The organism is Limosilactobacillus rudii (assembly GCF_014145455.1).
In the GTDB taxonomy this organism is placed as follows: domain Bacteria; phylum Bacillota; class Bacilli; order Lactobacillales; family Lactobacillaceae; genus Limosilactobacillus; species Limosilactobacillus rudii.
Genome location: NZ_JACIVB010000029.1, coordinates 13,041 through 29,346, shown reverse-complemented (window position 1 = coordinate 29,346; position 16,306 = coordinate 13,041). Strand labels below are relative to the sequence as shown.

The 16,306-nt window shown below is 38.8% G+C and carries 18 protein-coding genes and 1 other annotated feature; all 18 genes read right to left on the bottom strand.

The genetic code is table 11. The features are described from left to right. Positions 1-17 precede the first annotated feature (17 nt). Complete coding sequence (locus H5S39_RS01445; RefSeq protein WP_182595942.1) at positions 18-701, bottom strand: tetratricopeptide repeat protein; 684 nt, start codon at positions 699-701, stop codon at positions 18-20. Between the two features lie 12 nt (positions 702-713). Continuing rightward, positions 714-1,370, bottom strand: a complete 657-nt coding sequence (locus tag H5S39_RS01440; protein WP_182595941.1) for a histidine phosphatase family protein — start codon at positions 1,368-1,370, stop codon at positions 714-716. 133 nt (positions 1,371-1,503) lie between these two features. Continuing rightward, positions 1,504-2,637: a tRNA 2-thiouridine(34) synthase MnmA gene (mnmA, locus tag H5S39_RS01435; protein WP_182595940.1), complete on the bottom strand. Its 1,134-nt coding sequence runs from the start codon at positions 2,635-2,637 to the stop codon at positions 1,504-1,506. Positions 2,638-2,744: 107 nt separating this feature from the next. Then, complete coding sequence (locus tag H5S39_RS01430) at positions 2,745-3,083, bottom strand: DUF1831 domain-containing protein (RefSeq protein ID WP_182595939.1); 339 nt, start codon at positions 3,081-3,083, stop codon at positions 2,745-2,747. Between the two features lies 1 nt (position 3,084). Further along, positions 3,085-4,239: a cysteine desulfurase family protein gene (locus tag H5S39_RS01425; RefSeq protein WP_182595938.1), complete on the bottom strand. Its 1,155-nt coding sequence runs from the start codon at positions 4,237-4,239 to the stop codon at positions 3,085-3,087. An 18-nt stretch (positions 4,240-4,257) separates the two neighbouring features. Continuing rightward, complete coding sequence (locus tag H5S39_RS01420) at positions 4,258-4,953, bottom strand: 5'-methylthioadenosine/adenosylhomocysteine nucleosidase (RefSeq protein WP_182595937.1); 696 nt, start codon at positions 4,951-4,953, stop codon at positions 4,258-4,260. A gap of 12 nt (positions 4,954-4,965) precedes the next feature. Continuing rightward, a complete protein-coding gene (locus tag H5S39_RS01415; RefSeq protein WP_182595936.1) occupies positions 4,966-5,235 on the bottom strand; it encodes a hypothetical protein in 270 nt (89 codons plus the stop codon). Further along, the gene (locus H5S39_RS01410) at positions 5,228-5,779 is read right to left on the bottom strand and encodes an NUDIX hydrolase (RefSeq protein WP_182595935.1); all 552 of its coding nucleotides are present in this window, start codon (positions 5,777-5,779) and stop codon (positions 5,228-5,230) included. The genes H5S39_RS01415 and H5S39_RS01410 overlap by 8 nt, the downstream gene beginning before the upstream one ends. A gap of 15 nt (positions 5,780-5,794) precedes the next feature. Further along, positions 5,795-5,998, bottom strand: a complete 204-nt coding sequence (locus H5S39_RS01405; RefSeq protein WP_182595934.1) for a cold-shock protein — start codon at positions 5,996-5,998, stop codon at positions 5,795-5,797. Positions 5,999-6,111: 113 nt separating this feature from the next. After that, positions 6,112-8,907: an isoleucine--tRNA ligase gene (gene ileS / locus H5S39_RS01400; RefSeq protein ID WP_182595933.1), complete on the bottom strand. Its 2,796-nt coding sequence runs from the start codon at positions 8,905-8,907 to the stop codon at positions 6,112-6,114. A gap of 56 nt (positions 8,908-8,963) precedes the next feature. Further along, positions 8,964-9,184 (bottom strand) — a binding site (T-box leader). A gap of 20 nt (positions 9,185-9,204) precedes the next feature. After that, the gene (locus H5S39_RS01395) at positions 9,205-9,948 is read right to left on the bottom strand and encodes a DivIVA domain-containing protein (protein ID WP_182595932.1); all 744 of its coding nucleotides are present in this window, start codon (positions 9,946-9,948) and stop codon (positions 9,205-9,207) included. A gap of 21 nt (positions 9,949-9,969) precedes the next feature. Next, the gene (locus H5S39_RS01390) at positions 9,970-10,755 is read right to left on the bottom strand and encodes a YlmH family RNA-binding protein (RefSeq protein WP_182595931.1); all 786 of its coding nucleotides are present in this window, start codon (positions 10,753-10,755) and stop codon (positions 9,970-9,972) included. A 19-nt stretch (positions 10,756-10,774) separates the two neighbouring features. Then, positions 10,775-11,035 (bottom strand): YggT family protein, encoded by a 261-nt coding sequence (locus tag H5S39_RS01385; RefSeq protein WP_182595930.1) that lies wholly within the window; start codon positions 11,033-11,035, stop codon positions 10,775-10,777. A gap of 18 nt (positions 11,036-11,053) precedes the next feature. Continuing rightward, on the bottom strand, positions 11,054-11,473 hold the full coding sequence (locus H5S39_RS01380) for a cell division protein SepF (protein ID WP_182595929.1): 420 nt from the start codon (positions 11,471-11,473) through the stop codon (positions 11,054-11,056). Between the two features lie 71 nt (positions 11,474-11,544). Then, positions 11,545-12,792, bottom strand: a complete 1,248-nt coding sequence (ftsZ, locus tag H5S39_RS01375; protein ID WP_182595928.1) for a cell division protein FtsZ — start codon at positions 12,790-12,792, stop codon at positions 11,545-11,547. Positions 12,793-12,812: 20 nt separating this feature from the next. Continuing rightward, positions 12,813-14,189, bottom strand: coding sequence for a cell division protein FtsA (gene ftsA / locus H5S39_RS01370; RefSeq protein ID WP_182595927.1), 1,377 nt, complete (start codon positions 14,187-14,189; stop codon positions 12,813-12,815). A gap of 125 nt (positions 14,190-14,314) precedes the next feature. Continuing rightward, positions 14,315-15,163, bottom strand: a complete 849-nt coding sequence (locus H5S39_RS01365; RefSeq protein WP_182595926.1) for a cell division protein FtsQ/DivIB — start codon at positions 15,161-15,163, stop codon at positions 14,315-14,317. Between the two features lie 33 nt (positions 15,164-15,196). Next, the gene (gene murG / locus H5S39_RS01360) at positions 15,197-16,306 is read right to left on the bottom strand and encodes an undecaprenyldiphospho-muramoylpentapeptide beta-N-acetylglucosaminyltransferase (protein ID WP_182595925.1); all 1,110 of its coding nucleotides are present in this window, start codon (positions 16,304-16,306) and stop codon (positions 15,197-15,199) included.

Sequence of the window (16,306 nt, the reverse complement as noted above, 5' to 3'; positions counted from 1 at the left end):
GTCATCCTTTCATGCCCCTAGTCTTTACTTTGGGCTGCTTGAAGTGTTTTTTCGATATCATTTAACCGTTCCTCACTCTTATGATAATAATTGAGGTCTAGCTGCTTTGCTTGAGCCAGATAATCTTTATATGGCTCTCCAAGAACCATCGCCACAATTCCGCGATTAAACTGAGTATCAGCCCTTCCCGGATGGTGCTTTAAGATTGCATCATAATACTCTCGCGCTTTTTTAAATTCACCAAGAGCCAATAAAGAATCACCAATAACCTGATTAATTTCTGGGTCATCTTCCCGTAATTCATGCGCTGTTAACCCATATGCAACGGCTTGCTTATGTTGTCCCTTTTTCATATAACTCTGCGCCAACATCAAGTAAGAGTCAGCTTTTAGCTTAGGATCATCAATCTTATTGTAAAGTTTAATTGCTTCATTTACTTTACCGACTTCATAATAAAGGTTACCAAGGCCATAATTTAAGAGATTCATTGCCCCCTGATCATTCTTAGCTTCAAAAATTCCAAGGGCCTTCATAAATAATTCTTCTGCTTGTTGGTAGTCATTTAATCGTGTTAACAAGGAACCAAGGTCATAATAATTGTTTACCTTATCCGGATGTTCATCAATTGCTTCCACCAACTTGTGGACTAACTTTTCAGTTTCTTTTTTCTTTGGATCACGAAAATCATTCTTTTTTGTCATTAATATCACCTCTTAAATCGTATCGGTTGGATCAACCTTGTTTTTATGAAGGTATGATGTATCATTCCATTTTTCAAGGTTAAAATGTTTAGCATCAGTTGTATTTAAAATCGTCGTTGAAGTATTGCTCAATCCACCACGATCTTTTAAGTGGGCAAGCGGGGTTCCAATTAACGCATTAATTGCTGCATTTAAGGCGGCTCCATGGGATATTATCAAAATATTACTTGTTGGATATTGCCGACAAAATTCTTCAATAGCAGCACGAAAACGAGCAATTACAGCTGCAAAACTTTCTCCTTCAACAAGTGATTCATCATATTTATCTGGATGATGACGAAAATTTCTTAGAACCTCTGGCCACTTTGCTGCAACGTCTTCAAAGTGCATACCTTCCATCTTTCCGAGGTTAAATTCCTTTAGCCGGCTATCAATCGTTAACGGGATTTCTTGATTTAAATGCTGTAACAAAGTTTGAGCAGTTACCTGAGCACGCTTTAATGGACTTGTATATGCATGAGCAAAAGGTATACTTTGCAATGAATCTGCCAATAGCTCAATCTCACGATAACTGTTTTTTAGTAGTGGTGAGTCCCCATTGGCACCCTGATAGCGAGACTCTAAATTCCATTGTGTTTTTCCGTGCCGAATTAAGTAAACTTTTGTCATCTCTGTTGTTGCTCCTTTTATTACTATCTTACCAGAGTTTACAGCAATTGTTTATCACAGAGTTATTAATTATGTATATTTAAGAAGGCAAAAGCCATAAGATACTCTTGCCCTCTTAATATCAAAATATGAATTAAACGTATTGAAGTTGATGATCGTGACTATAAGCACGGTCAATAATTGCACTACCAAGACACTCTTCGCCATCATAGAACACTACCGCCTGACCAGGAGTGATTGCTCGTGCAGGATCGTCAAATTCTACTACTACTTTAGTATCATCGTCTGTTAAATGAACCGTTACACCAACATCAGTCTGCCGATAGCGGAACTTAGCAGTGCAGTGAAAGTCACGGCCATAACGACTAATTACATCATCAACCCAATGAATATCACTAGCTTCAAGGTGAGTAGCGTATAAGTGATCATTATGGTAACCCTGGCCAACATATAGAACATTTTTACTCATGTCTTTTCCAATTACAAACCACGGTTCATTACTCTCTTTATTTCCTCCAAGGCCAAGGCCACGACGCTGACCAATTGTATAGTACATTAAGCCCATGTGTTGGCCAACAACCTTACCGTCAAGCGTCTCCATATTTCCTGGCTGGGCGGGAATATATTGACTAAGGAACTCACGGAAATGACCATCTTCACCAATGAAACAAATTCCTACTGAATCCTTCTTATTAGCAGTTGCTAAACCTGCTTCTTCAGCAATTTGACGAATTTCAGGCTTAGTATAACCAGCAAGCGGGAACATTACCTTATCAAGTTGTTTGTAGTCAAGCTGACTTAAAAAGTATGTTTGATCCTTATGCTGATCCTTAGCCCGCATTAAGTGCATTCGACCGTTTTCATCCCGCTTAACGTCAGCGTAATGGCCTGTTGCAACATAATCCGCTCCTAGCTGATTAGCATAGTCAATAAAGGCTTTAAACTTAATTTCTTTATTACAAATAACATCAGGGTTAGGCGTCCGCCCCTTCTTATATTCCGCAATAAAGTATTTGAAAACCCGGTCCCAATATTCTTTTTCAAAGTTAACGGAATAATATGGAATCCCGATCTTAGAAGCAACCTTGGCTACATCTTTATAGTCCTCTGTGGCTGTACAAACACCGTTTTCATCAGTATCATCCCAGTTTTTCATAAAGACACCGACAACGTCGTAGCCTTGACGCTTTAGTAGTAGTGCTGTCACTGAAGAATCAACACCGCCACTCATTCCAACGACAACACGAGTATGACTATTATCAGTCATTATTTATCACCATCATTTCGTATAGATTCTGGAATAATCTACGATTGAAGGTCGCATGCATCCAGTGTTAACCATTGTACCAGAGTATAGGTGTCTATGCACAACTTTTATTTTGTAAAAACCTGTCGCTCAATCATTTCATCTAAAATATAGTGATACTGCTGAATAAATTCGGCTGACCGTTGATGATTAAAGATGTTGATTTTTCGTAAGCCATTTCCAGAAAGAGTTTCCATTTTAAATCCATCAAGGTTACTGTTAATCAATATTCTAATTCGTGCTACAGGCTTAAAAGGATTATCAGTATCGAGGCTACCAAGATATTCAAAATTCCCACGTTTTGTTTGCTCAAAGCCAAGGTCAAGTAATGTATACTTTTTTATTTCAGGACTAAGTGTATATTTATCCTTATCCCCGGTAACTTGCACTGTCCTTGTAAAATCCATTTTAATCCTTCTCCCTTATCTGTTTTAGCTTTTGCGTTGTTTTAATAATCGTTTCAATTAACTGGTTAATATCATCTTCAGTATTTAACGCTCCAAAACTAACCCGAACTGATTCACTGATTCGAGGACTACTAGCTCCAAACATTGCCGTAAGCACATGAGAAGGCTCAATGCTTCCCGCTGTACATGCTGACCCACCAGAAACCGCAATTCCGGCAAGATCAAGATCAGTTTGCATAACATAGGTTGAAATTCCCTTAAACCATAAGTTAAGCACATGTGTCTTATTAACTGTCCCGTTCACTTCAAAATCAATGTCATGTTCTTTAAGAACCCGGATAATTTTTTGCTTAAACTCATAGTAACGATTACGGCGTTCCTCTTTAACCTCTGGAGTATTTAATTCCACGGCCTTAGCAAAGGCGGCAATTGCCGGGACATTCTCTGTTCCAGCACGCCGCTTTGTTTCTTGATCGCCACCCTTGATAAAACTAGGGAAGCTTATACCGTCTCGTCGATAGAGAAAGCCGATCATCTTAGGCCCATTAATCTTGTGCGCTGACGTTGATAACATATCAATATGGTCCGCTTTAACATCAATTGGCATTAACCCATATGCCTGAACAGCATCGGTATGAAACCATGCTTGATGATCTTTTAAAATTTCACCGATCTCATGAATTGGCATTTGACTGCCAACCTCATTATTTTCCATCATGATAGTAACAAGGATTGTATCGTCTCTAAGAGCATTTTTAAAATCATCAAGTGATATATTCCCGTTAGCATCTACTGGAAGATAAGTTACCTCAAAACCTTGCTCTTCTAAAAAATGAAGTGGCTTTAATACTGCTTCGTGTTCGACCGCCGTTGTAATAATATGTCTTCCCAAATTCTGCCTAGTTAGCGCAGTTTGAATAATTGCAGTATTATCGCTTTCAGTTCCGCCACTAGTAAAAATAATTTCATTATCATCAGCATTAATGCTCTGAGCAATTATATGCCGGCTGTCTTCCATTACTAATTTAGCATGACGACCATAAGAGTAACCAGTTGAGGCGTTACCCCACGCCTCTTTCATTTGCTTTGTCATCTCTGCTATTACTTCTGGGGTCATTGGCGTTGTTGCCGCATTATCCAGATAAATCTCACTCACCAATATTCATCCTTCCATTTACTTATCTAAATCCGCAAAAAGCTGTAAAAGCATATTTGCTGACCGCTTTCCAGCATCAATAATAAAGTCATCGAAGCTTACTCCAGCATCTTCATCACCGGTATCTGACATTGCCCGTACCACAACGTATGGAATTTGGTGGTCAGTAGCAACCTGTCCTACTGCTGCTCCTTCCATTTCGCTTGAGAGTGCATCCGGAAAATGAGTTAAAATTTCTTTTATTGCCTCTGTACTAGCAATAAATTGGTCACCTGAAACAATTAAACCGCGCTTAACACTTAAGCCGGTCTTTTCACCAGCTTTTTCAAGAGCCTTTCCCCACTGATCAGAAGCCTTAAAACGTGGCTCTTTCCCAGGCAATTGACCGTAACGATAGTTAAAGGCAGTTGCATCAACATCATGGTAGGCCGTTTCAGTAGAAATAACAATATCACCCACATGCAATCCTTCACCAATTCCACCAGCTGATCCTGAATTGATCACTACATCAGCATTACAATCCGTAATTAAGTGTTCAGTAGTAATTCCTGCTTCAACTTTACCAATTCCTGATTCAACAAGGACCACTTCTTGACTGTTGATTTTACCAAAAAGATAAGACTTACCACCAATTTTCTTCTCCTTTTGGTCTGCCAATTCAGCAGTTAATTCTTTAATTTCTTCAGGCATTGCACAAATAATTCCAAATCGCATAATTTTTCTCCTTTATCCAACATAAAATAATATTAAATAGACAATAATAATAGCAATAATTAAAGCAACGATTGCAATATTTAATCGTCGTTTTAACCGATTCGTCTTTTCAGTAACGTCTTCTTCACGTTGCTGACTAATTGCAGCTTTTCGACTATAGACTTGTTCAGTTTCTTGCGGCGGCTCTCCTACAGGTTGCTGCTCAGCTTTACGTTGCTGTTGACGGTATTGACTTCGTGACATTCGCGATTGCTGCTCAGCTTGAGATTGCTTATTATCCACGTATCTTCATTCCTTGCCAATAATAAATTGCCATAATTGTTTTGGCATCTTCTATCTTACCAAGCTCAATCATTTCGAGTGCTTTAGGTAATGTAATCTCATATAAAGCTAAATTTTCATCTTGATCTTGAGGCAACTCATGGGTAACTCGTTTTAAACCCGTAGCCAGGTAAATAGTCATATATTCATCCATGCAACCAATTGAGGTATAAAATGAAGAAATTTTCTTTAAGTTTGTTGCTTCATACCGTGTTTCTTCATTTAATTCGCGCTTTGCCGCATGAACTGCATTATCAGCATCACGCTGGTCTAATTTTCCCGCTGGGATTTCCAAGGTTGTATTTGCAATAGGTGCCCGCCACTGTTTTTCAAGAATCATTTTATTATCATCTGTAAGCGCTAAAATTGCTATTGCTGGAGCATGGTGGACAATTTCTCGCTGTGCTTTTTTGCCACTAGGAGTTATTACCTGCTGTACTTCAACATCAATCAGATGACCATGAAAAACTGTTTTACTGCTTATTGGTCGTTCTGCAAATTCCATTTAACTCTCCATCCTTCACTTTAATACACGTACATGCGCTGCTTGTGGTCCCTTTTGTCCTTGAACAATTACAAGTGAAACTTCTTCATCTGGGTGAAGAATCCGACGCTTTGTTCCTTCAATGCCACTATAATGGACGAAAATTTCTCCTTCATGAGGAACCGTAATGAATCCCCAACCCTTTTGTTCATCAAAACTCTTTACTTTTCCTTTGAGCATTTATACCAACTCCAAAATAAAATACCAAGCAACAAACGTCACTTGGTATTTTACACCGCTTAAAAATAATTGTCATTGAACGGCTAACAAAATCCAATAAATTTTAGAGATTATTATTGTTCAAGTCCCTCGTCAACAGTTTCAGGGAAGTTTTCTCGAACGATTTTGGCACAACGAGCACATAATTCAGGATAGGCTGGATCGCTACCAACATCTTCTTTAACCATTCGACAACGAGCACAAGTCTCACCCTTAGCGGTTGTAACCTTAACTGCAACTCCATCATTATATTGATCTGCATCAGCTGGTGCTTCATCAGTAACATGTTCGTGGAGAGCTGAAACACCAAGTAATAATTGAACATTTTCATCAAGACTATCAAGCAATTGTTTTTGCCCTTTAGTTAAGTAAAGATCTACCTGAGCTTCAAGCGATTTACCAATTAGCTTAGCATTTCGAGCTTCTTCAAGACTCTTGAGTACGTGTGACCGAACTTCCATAAAGTTTTCCCACTTGCTTAATAATTCTTCTTCTCCATCAAAAGTTCGTGGATCAGGAATTTCCGTTAATTGAACAAAATCTTCTGGTTCATTCATGTAACTCCACACTTCTTCTGTGGTGTGGGGGAGAATTGGTGTAAGAAGTTTAACCATTGTCAATAAGATATCATAGAAGACCGTTTGCATTGAACGCCGAGCTTCAGAATTTTCAGCTTCGATATAGAGAACATCCTTAGCAATATTCATATAGAAAGCTGAAAGGTCATTGTTAACAAAGTTGATTAAAAGCTTATATGCATCTAAGAAGTCATAATTATCAAAATCTGCTCGCATTCTCTTTAAGAAATGATTGAGCTTAACCAGCATATATTTGTCAACTGACTGGAGTTTTTCGTATGATACGGTATTCTTCTCTGGGTTAAAATCACCTGTATTAGCTAACAAGAACCGGAATGTATTTCGCAACTTCCGATAAGCTTCAGAGATTTGTTGGAACGTTCCCATTGAAACTCGAACATCAGCAGAAGTATCAGCACTCATTACCCATAAACGAATAATTTCAGCTCCCATTTGTTGAACAACCTTATTTGGATCAATAACATTGCCTTGGGACTTACTCATTTTGTTACCGCGCTTATCAAGCGTAAATCCTTGCGAAACAATTTCCTTATAAGGAGCATGACCAGAGCAAACAACACTAGTAATCAAACTAGAATTAAACCAACCACGGTACTGGTCAGATCCTTCAAGATAGAGGTCCGCTGGATATGTTAAGTAATCTCGTTCTGCTAAAACACCTTGATGGGAAGATCCAGAATCAAACCAAACATCCATAATGTCAGTTTCTTTAGTAAACTTGCCATTTGGTGAATGTTCATTAGTATATCCTTCTGGCAAAAGGTCCTTTGCTTCTCGTTCAAACCAAACATTCGAACCATATTTAGCAAATAAGTCCGCAACGTGGTTAATCGTTGCTTCTTCCATAATTGGTGTGCCATCTTCAGCATAAAAGATTGGCAGTGGTACACCCCAAACACGTTGACGGGAAATTACCCAATCACCACGGTCCTTGATCATGTTACGAAGACGAACTTTACCCCATTCAGGATGATACTTCACATCTTCAAGTGCATCCAAAATATTTTGACGCATTTTTTCAATTGAAACAAACCATTGATCCGTTGCCCGGAAAATAATCGGCTTCTTTGTCCGCCAATCAAATGGGTAACTATGTTTAAGGGGTTCTTGAAGAAGTAAGGCATTATTTTCTTCTAGTTTTTGAAGAGAAATATCATCGGCATCCTGATAGAATACACCATCAAAGCCTTCACCATTTTCCTTTGTTAATACCCCTTGGTCGTTAATTGGCGCAAAAATTGGCAAATCATATTTTTTACCAAAGTTGTAATCGTCATCCCCATAACCAGGAGCAGTATGGACAAGACCAGTACCAGCATCTGCAGTAACATAATCAGCTAATCCTACTAAAAGATCACGATCGAGATATGGGTGCTGAGTAGTCATTCCCTCAAGTTCTTGTCCGGTAAGATGGTCAATAACTTCATATTCTTCCCATCCTAATTTTTCAGCTAGCTTGTCTAAAAGATCCGTGGCGACAACAAACTTTCGCGAATCATCAGCAGGCTTTACAACTGAATAATCAAATTTTGGATTAACCGCAACGGCTTCTGAAGCAGGTACTGTCCATGGTGTAGTCGTCCAAACAACCATATATGTATTATTATCTAAACGATCTTTACCATCTTTAACTTGTTCAGCAAAGAAAGCTGTCTTAGCAACAACATCATGATACTCAACTTCCGCTTCCGCTAATGCTGATTCAGACGACCATGACCAGTAAACTGGTTTCTTTGCTTGGTAGAGAAGCCCCTTCTTTGCAAATTCACCAAACACCCGAATCTGAGCCGCTTCAAACTCTTTATCAAGCGTAAGATATGGATGATCCCATTCACCACTAACACCTAACCGCTTAAAGTCAGTTTTTTGTTTATCAACTTGCTTTAACGCGTATTCCCGACAAAGATCACGAAATTCGGTTAAACTCATCTTTTTCCGATCATAGCCTGATTTTGTTAATTGGTGCTCAATTGGTAGACCATGAGTATCCCAACCTGGAACATATGGGGCACGAAAACCAGCCATTGATTTATAACGGACGATGAAATCCTTTGAAATCTTGTTCATGGCATGACCAATATGAATATTACCGTTAGCATATGGAGGACCATCATGAAGAACGAAAGTTGGTTTGCCCTCATTTAATTTTTGTCTTAATTCGTAAACTTTATTTTCTTCCCACAGCTGTTCCCGTTGCGCTTCAGTAACAGGCAACTTCCCACGCATTGGAAATTTTGTTCGGCCAAGGTTTAATGTATCTTTGACACGCATTATAATTACCCCTTTCATTAATTCTCGTATTTTAATAATAAAAAAGCTTCGTCCCATACTGGGACGAAGCTTCTTCGCGGTACCACCCGGATTCGAAACTTTAATATATTAAAGTTTCCTCAAATCATTTTTTAACGGTAATGACCCGCCTCATCCTACTATATCGGATCAGGTACTCCAAGATGATCAGGAATAGCCAAACATCGTCAACCTCTCACCACTCGTTAACTCGCTTTGATATTACTATAGCTACTCCACTTCTTATCGACGCTTTTATTAAAATACTTTTCTAGTACCCTACTTATTGCTATCAGGAAAGACAACAACAGTTTCAGGTGAATTAGAACTCTCGTTGCTATTAGCTGCTTCATTCTTTTCTGAATTGTCCGTTGATTCAGATTCAGCAACCGGTGCAGCTGATTGCGCTGGTTGAGCAACAGGTTCTTCACTAGAAGTTGTTGCAGTTGATTCTACACTGGTTGCAGAACTGCTGTCAAGCCGGCTACCTAAAATTTTTTCAATTTCATCATATTTACTCAAATCATCATTTTCCAAAAGCTTATCCCATTCGTTACTCTTGATTACTTCCAATTGGGATTCAAGCATTACTTGGAGACGTTGACGGAAGATTCGCGTTTGCTTACGGAGATCATTAGTCTCACTAGTCAACTTCTTCGTTGAGTTTGCAGCATCTTCAATAACCTGGTTAGACTTATCATTAGCTTCAGAAACAATATCAGTAGCTTGCTTTTGTGCCTCACGGATCATAATATCAGCTTCTCGCTTGGCATTACTTTTTACTTTATCAGCAGCTTCTTGCGCAACTAAAATAGACTTATTCAATGAATCCTTTAAGTCGGCAAAGTACTTAATCTTACTGTCATTTGCGCGAACCTGTTCCTGTAAATTATTATTTTCAGTTACTAACTGTTGAACAGTTTGTGAAACTTCCTGAAGAAATTCTTGAACTTCTTCAGGATTGTAACCACGCATCTTAGTATTAAATTGTTTATTGTTAATTTGATCAACCGTCAAACTCATGAGTAAATTCCTCCATTCAAATTACGCATTCACCACTGAAATAGTAATTCTTTCTTTATCTTTTTTTGTTTTTCCATTAGTCGCATCGATTCGCAGGCGCCCACCATGTCGAACAGAAATCAAGTCATGTACAACAACTTGGTAATCTGGACGATCTATCTGCTCCCAGTTTAATCGAACTTGACCATGCTCTATTAACTGCTTTGCTCGGTTTCGTGAATAATTAAATCCCGCTGCTATAATTACATCCAATCGCAACGAAGAAACGGTTGTTACCAGTGGTACCCATTCTTCACGAGGTACCACTATTGCTTCTGACGTAATCGGGAGCCATTTGACTTTTATCCGACCAACGTGATCTACGTTTTTTCGTAAATACTCAGCCATTGTATGTGTCACAATAACTTGCCACCGTAAGCCATCAGTTAAAATATCTCCAAATGCGTTACGTTCTAGTCCCTCACCAATCAATGTTCCCATTATTTGTCGATGGTGAAGTTCCGAAAATTTAGTTGGGTAATTAATCTCTAAAACCTGTAATGCAAAATCATCTATAGAGGGTTCATAATAAGGCGGATAAATTAGAACTCGTTGCATTTCTGCGCCTTGCCAACCACCATACATTTTTATTTTAACATTGTTATTACGATTAACAATCGTTTGGACAATAAAACGTTCACGCGGATTCAAAAAAGGAGTTAAAATTGGGCGATATTGTCCTTCAGCTGTTGCGATCCAGTCATTAGACTGATCAATAAGCGGTGCCTCCTCTGAGCGAAAATGTTGCTTAATGTTAAGTTCGTTCAAAATATCCCTCTCTTGATAATTACAGGATTGCTGAAATATGTGCTAAGCCAGCTTGAACAAAATACAAAACCAAAATGGCAACCATTGGAGCAAAACTAATTCCTCCAATCGGTGGAATAAAGTCAAACCAGTGCATATATGGCTCTACTAGGCGGTTAATAATACTTCCTAAACGTGAATTTCGCGCATTTGGAAACCACGACATAATACACCAAACAATGATTACTAAAATATAAGCATCCACTAATTGGTAAAGAGCCCACAATAAAAATGCAATCATACAAACTCCTTTGAGTGCCTAAAATTTGTCACTATCATTTTTTAAATTACTTGATAAGTTACCCGAAATTTCATAATTCTTAGGAGTACAAAGAAAAATTTCCTTACCAATACGTTTCATTTCGCCATCGATAGCAAAAACTGTCCCATTCAAAAAATCAACAAGCCGCGCTGCCACGCTAGAATCCATTTGGGTAAAGTTAACAATCACAGCATGATTATCAAGTAACTGAGAAGCAATTTGCTTAACATCAGCATAGAGTCGCGGTTCATATAACGAGATTTGACTCATTTGGTTTACCCGTCCACTATTAATTGACACGATTTTATTATTTGAATTTGCCGGGGCTAAATTGCTTTGGTCAGTTGACTCGTAATAATTATCTTGTTCATCAACATCTTCATCCCCAAACAAGCTTTTTAAAAAGTTTGCTGCCATTATAAAAACCTCCTTAGCTAGGCTGTTGGACGCAAAAAGGCGGATACTGTATCCACCCTTTACTTAATTATTTACTTACGACGATTCTTGAAGAACGGTGGAGTCGATAAGTTAGTATCATCATTGTCATCCGTATTAGCCGCATCATCGTTAAATACATTGAACTCTGGCTTAGTAACATGTGAGAATTCATTGTCAGAATTTTGTGACTGGTTACTGGAATCCGCTGTTGGGTCATTCCAACCATCAAAAGGATCCCGTTGACTTTGTTGTTCAGTATGCTGTTCCTCGCGTTGAACAGGACGGGTTACCCGTGGAGCATCAGCATCTGCTGGCTTTTGTTGTTGAATCTTCTTTTTCTTGTCAATTCCGGTAGCAATAACCGTAACCCGAACTTCATCGCCTAAGGACTCGTTTAATGACATACCAAACGAAATATCAACATTTGTTCCAGCTGCTTGTTTAATAACATCTGATGCTTCCTGAGCTTCAAACATCGAAAGATCTTTACCACCAGTAATATCCATCAAGACGTGCTGAGCTCCATCAATTGAAACTTCAAGCAACGGAGACGAAATGGCCTTTTTCGTTGCCTCAGTTGCACGATTCTCTCCGGTCGAGGAGCCGACTCCCATCAAGGCTGACCCTTGATTGGACATTAACGTCTTGATATCGGCAAAGTCAAGGTTAATGTATCCAGGAGTAACAATCAGATCAGAAATACCTTGAACACCTTGACGAAGGACATTATCAGCTTCCTTAAATGCTTCCATCATTGGAGTCTTTTTATCAATCATTTCAAGCAAGCGATTATTAGCAACGATAATTAAAGTATCAACATTAGCCTTTAACTTTTCAAGTCCTTCTGCAGCATATCGTGCACGCCGGGGACCTTCAAATGAAAATGGACGAGTAACAACACCAACAGTTAAGGCACCACTGTCTTTAGCAAGTTTAGCAACAACTGGCGCAGCTCCAGTACCAGTACCGCCACCCATACCAGCAGTAATAAAGACCATGTCTGCACTCTCGAGCGCTTTTTTAATCTGTTCTTCACTTTCTTGAGCTGCCTTTTCTCCTACTTCAGGGTTTGATCCAGCTCCAAGGCCCTTAGTTAACTTAGGTCCAAGACGAATTTTGGTAGCAGCTTCTGAGTTATTTAGTGCTTGTAAATCAGTATTGGCAACGATAAAGTCAACCCCTTGCACCTTTTCTGCAATCATTCGGTTGACGGCATTACCGCCACCACCACCGACACCAATTACCTTGATTCGAGCTTCCGCAAATTGGTTTTCAGTAGTGAGCGTTTCATTATCCATAGCAGTATTCCTCCGTAAAATTAGTCAAATAGATTATTAAAGATATTTTTAAATCGGTTGCTAAATGTATTTTGTTTCTTTTTCTTTGGTTGTGGTTTTTCAGCAACTGACTGTTGTTGAGTCTGCCGCTGTGTTCGTTGCTTAACCGGTTCTTCAGACCATTGCTGACTGGTGATATTGATATTAGTCGATTGTGCTTTCTCTTCATGGGGACTTTTAATTGTATCAACCCGCTGAACCGTTTGCTTAATTAAACGGTCAATATCAGAGAGTTGGTTTTCATACATTCCCAATGCCAAACTAACGGCATATCGTGGATGGCGAATGCCCATTTGTTCTGGAACATTAACTTTAATATTACCAGTGAAATACTGTTCAGCAAGTTCTTTTATTCCTGGTAAGGCAGCAACGCCACCAATAAGTACCACACCACCTGGTAATTCAGGAGCATGAATTGCTTGTAGCTTGCTTTGAATGCGACTAAAAATTTGACGTACTCGTGCTTCAATTACCTCTGATAAATACTGCTCTGAATATTGAACTGGATCATCTTGGCCAACAACATCAACATCTACTTGTACTTCCTTGTCCGCTAAAGAAGCCATTGCATAACCATGGTTAAGCTTAAGTTGCTCTGCATTCCTTAGTGAGGTATTCATAACAGTGGAAATATCTTTGGTAATATATTTTCCACCTTCTGGATCCACATATGTATATTTCAATTGGTGGTCATGAATAATACTAGTAGTTGTCTGTCCCCCACCTAAGTCAACAACAACAGTACCAAAATCTTGTTCGCCGTCATTTAAGAGATTGAAATCTGTAGCAATCGGCGTAATAACAAAGTCCTTAATGTCATAACCCGCTTGTTGAACCGCCTTTTTCGTATTATGAATAATGGTCTTAGGTCCCGTATAGAGGGTAGCCTTCATTTCTAGACGAACACCGACCATTCCCCGGGGATCTTTAATACCGGAAAAGCCATCAACAGTAAACTCTGTAGGAATTAAATCTATTATTTCACGTTCTGGTGGAATACTTTGCGTTAATGCCTCACGTGCAACATCAATCACATCTTGGTTGACAATCTCTCTAGACTGTCCCCTCGTTGCAATTGTTATCATCCCGTGTACCCGTTGCATTTGTAAATAATTTGCCGGTAAGCCAACTACAACACTTTTAATTTCCACGTTGGACTTTTCCTCGGCCTGTGCTACCGCCGCCGAAATTGCTTGAGCGGTCTTATCAATGTCGACAATAACTCCTCGGTTTAATCCCGCCGATTGTTCTACACCAACACCAATAACTTTTAATTGACCCTTAACACTTTCACACACCAGTGCCTTGATCGAGGTGGTTCCAATATCTAATCCAACGTATACTTCTGAATTATTCATTCTAAAAGGAACCCTCCTAAGACTATTATTAATTTAATTATTTTTTGAATTTTATTTAACCTACATAAGATTTTACCACACATAAACAGCGACAAAAAAGAGAATTATCAAGGTTTTTCACAAAATCACTTATCCTTAGAACCATAACTATAAGAATAGGCTCCTACTTGAAGGTCAATGATTCCCTTATCCTTCATACTTGCTGCAATTGCGGGATAGTATGCTAACTTATCGCCAACTGTATTGAGATCTGCATAAACAGTATTGCCATCACGCATATAAATAATTATCCGATTTGGATAGTTCTTAGTTGGTTGATAGTTGACGCTTGAAATACCATTTCTTATGGCAGGTTTTAACTTTCCTAACTGAGTCGCTGTTGCTGCCAAAGCTCGTTGATGACCATCAAACCGCTTATAGGCAATCCCATTATTTGCACTCTTTGTTCGTTGTAACTTTCCATTTGCTAAAACTGCGTACGTATCATTATTAATTACAGCAGTTCCAAGCAATGCATTCTCCTTAACCACTAGTTTTATCGATTGTGGTCCCGTTACTTTAATTGTAATGTTTTTTATTTGTGGGCTGTTTTGCTTAGCCTGTTTAGCAAGCTTATTACGATTAAGATAAACACCCCAGATAAAACGTCCAGGATAAATAGTAGTTTCCTTTTCAACCTGAGTCCTTGTTAAATCGTGATTTCCACTTAATTGGATATTTTTTATCTTACTGTAAGGAGAAATAATATAGAGCATTAAGAGGAGGATCAGACTAAATAAGATAACCAGCTTTAAGACTCGCTCACCATTTGAAACATAACGTTTAATTCTAATTCCGCGAATCTTATTGCCTACATGAGCTTTAGGAGACTTTCTTTCTTTCTGACGTTGCCTTGCTGCTGCACTACGTTGTTCTAATTCTGTTAATCGTTGTGAATATTTATGATGTTCAACAGCATACTTCTCATTTGTCATCCATACTCCTCCTGCTAAAGTCTAGAAAATGATCTACTTATGCTCATCAATTGCCTTATGTAACACCTTAATTAGACGATCAGCAGCATCCGGTCGACCCATTTTTTTAGCAGCATTAGCCATCTCTTGTCGAAGCTGCTCATCTTCCATAATTTTATCTGCTTGAATTAGTAATGAGCGTGAATCTAGCTTGTCTTCTGTGATCATCAAACCAGCATTATTTCGCACGAGTGCTTGAGCATTTTTCACTTGGTGATTTGCCGTAACATAAGGACTAGGAATTAAGATTGTCGGTACACCAAGCGCAGTCACTTCAGCAATCGTTGTTGCTCCTGCTCGTGAGACCAAAGCTGCAACTTTAGGCATTTTAGCAGGCATATCTTTAATATACGGGACAACCTTAACATTTGTCGACGGTTTAATTTTCTTTTCGATTAATTGCTTTTTTACATCATCATAGCGTTTTTGTCCCGTCGCAAAAATAACCTGGTATGGCCGCTTATTAAATTCAGTAATTGAATCAACAACGGTTTTATTGATTTTTGGTGCACCCTGACTACCACCAAAAATCATCAAAGTTGGAATGTCATCTTTTAGGTCATAATTAGCCCATGAAAAGTCACTATCTCTTTGAGCTGCAACTTGCTGTGCTCGTGGATTTCCCGTCATGGTTACCTTTGCAACTGGAAACTGATTTCTTGCTGCTTCAAAGGCAATCGCAATTTGATCAACATACCGACTTAAAAACTTATTAGTAACCCCAACAACACTGTTTTGTTCATGAATAACAGTTGGAATATGCTTTTTGGCAGCCGCATATAAAACTGCGCCACTAACATAACCACCTGTTCCAAGAACAACATCCGGTTTAAAATCTTTAATAATCTTTTTAGCGTGGCGAACTGAGTTTAAGAAAAGATAAATTGTCTTAAAGTTTTCAAGGGAAAGAGATCGTTTGAAGCCTTGCATGTGCATGGTTTCAAGTTTAATACCTGCGTCTGGAACAATTTTGTTTTCTAATCCGCGAGTAGTACCAACATAGAGAACCTCTGTATCGGGTTCGACCTGCTTTAAACGTTCAATTAAAGCTAATGCTGGATAAATATGACCACCTGTTCCACCACCTGATACTAATAACCGCAT

Coding starts and splice junctions, on each gene's coding strand:
- H5S39_RS01365 (WP_182595926.1), bottom strand. CDS start 15,163: ATGACAAATGAGAAGTATGCTGTTGAACATCATAAATATTCACAACGA.
- H5S39_RS01405 (WP_182595934.1), bottom strand. CDS start 5,998: ATGCTCAAAGGAAAAGTAAAGAGTTTTGATGAACAAAAGGGTTGGGGA.
- H5S39_RS01440 (WP_182595941.1), bottom strand. CDS start 1,370: ATGACAAAAGTTTACTTAATTCGGCACGGAAAAACACAATGGAATTTA.
- murG (WP_182595925.1), bottom strand. CDS start 16,306: ATGCGGTTATTAGTATCAGGTGGTGGAACAGGTGGTCATATTTATCCA.
- H5S39_RS01380 (WP_182595929.1), bottom strand. CDS start 11,473: ATGGCAGCAAACTTTTTAAAAAGCTTGTTTGGGGATGAAGATGTTGAT.
- H5S39_RS01420 (WP_182595937.1), bottom strand. CDS start 4,953: ATGCGATTTGGAATTATTTGTGCAATGCCTGAAGAAATTAAAGAATTA.
- H5S39_RS01410 (WP_182595935.1), bottom strand. CDS start 5,779: ATGGAATTTGCAGAACGACCAATAAGCAGTAAAACAGTTTTTCATGGT.
- ileS (WP_182595933.1), bottom strand. CDS start 8,907: ATGCGTGTCAAAGATACATTAAACCTTGGCCGAACAAAATTTCCAATG.
- ftsA (WP_182595927.1), bottom strand. CDS start 14,189: ATGAATAATTCAGAAGTATACGTTGGATTAGATATTGGAACCACCTCG.
- H5S39_RS01430 (WP_182595939.1), bottom strand. CDS start 3,083: ATGGATTTTACAAGGACAGTGCAAGTTACCGGGGATAAGGATAAATAT.
- ftsZ (WP_182595928.1), bottom strand. CDS start 12,792: ATGGATAATGAAACGCTCACTACTGAAAACCAATTTGCGGAAGCTCGA.
- H5S39_RS01385 (WP_182595930.1), bottom strand. CDS start 11,035: ATGATTGCATTTTTATTGTGGGCTCTTTACCAATTAGTGGATGCTTAT.
- mnmA (WP_182595940.1), bottom strand. CDS start 2,637: ATGACTGATAATAGTCATACTCGTGTTGTCGTTGGAATGAGTGGCGGT.
- H5S39_RS01395 (WP_182595932.1), bottom strand. CDS start 9,948: ATGAGTTTGACGGTTGATCAAATTAACAATAAACAATTTAATACTAAG.
- H5S39_RS01445 (WP_182595942.1), bottom strand. CDS start 701: ATGACAAAAAAGAATGATTTTCGTGATCCAAAGAAAAAAGAAACTGAA.